The 763-nt window shown below is 44.7% G+C and carries 1 protein-coding gene; it reads right to left on the bottom strand.

Annotated elements, in window-relative coordinates:
- On the bottom strand, positions 1-763 hold a 763-nt coding region (gene larA / locus CYO90_RS09335), incomplete at both ends, for a nickel-dependent lactate racemase (protein ID WP_141090555.1).

The following is a 763-nucleotide window of genomic DNA, read 5'->3' as shown; positions in this document are numbered from 1 at the left end:
CCTTTTGCGCCTGATAAAGATCGACATCCATAGGATAAGGCGCTACCGAGATCACGATGTCAGCTTTTTGTGGGATATTTACGCAAAAGACCTCATCAGCCTTTTTCACACAGTCATAAAAACTATCGTTTAGATCGCCAGCACTCGCGTAATAGACGCCATGCTCGCTATCAAGCACTGTCTGTATAGAAAAGACATCGATGTTTGAAAGAACCTTCATCGCATCGATCATATCTTCATGCACAGGGTTGCCCTCTAGGCGCAGTGCCTGAGCATCAGCGCTAAGTGCTAGTTTGTGGTTTTGCGTGATGCTCTCGTACGACGCGGTGCCAGGCAAAAAGGCTTTTCTGCCACCAGTGTAGCCTGCAAAATAGTGAGGCTCAACCGAACCTATGACGATCACTTTTTTAGCTTCGGCCACGATCTTGTTTAGATACATCTGCGTGCCGTTTTTGCTCTCGCCTAAAAAGACCATCTCATCGTGCTTTGAGTCGTGGTCATGAACCTCGTTTTTAGCTCTGATCTCTGGGTAAATTTCTTTAGAAAATATCATGTTGTATTCATCTAGCGTGCCCTCTCTGTGGCAGCCGGTGGCGATGATGAAAATTTTATTTTTATCGCGAATTTTTGGATAAATTTGCTTTAAAATTTTAGCAGTTGGCGTAGGCCTTGTGCCGTCATTTACGATGATAACGATCTTTTCATCGCCGGCGATAAACTCGTCAAAGCTTTTTTGGTTTATCGGATTTGCCAGAGCCTTTGC

Origin of the sequence: Campylobacter concisus, assembly GCF_002913745.1 — a bacterium.
Taxonomy (GTDB): domain Bacteria; phylum Campylobacterota; class Campylobacteria; order Campylobacterales; family Campylobacteraceae; genus Campylobacter_A; species Campylobacter_A concisus_R.
Note: the sequence above shows the minus strand (reverse complement) of the source record. Positions and strands in the feature narration are given on the sequence as shown.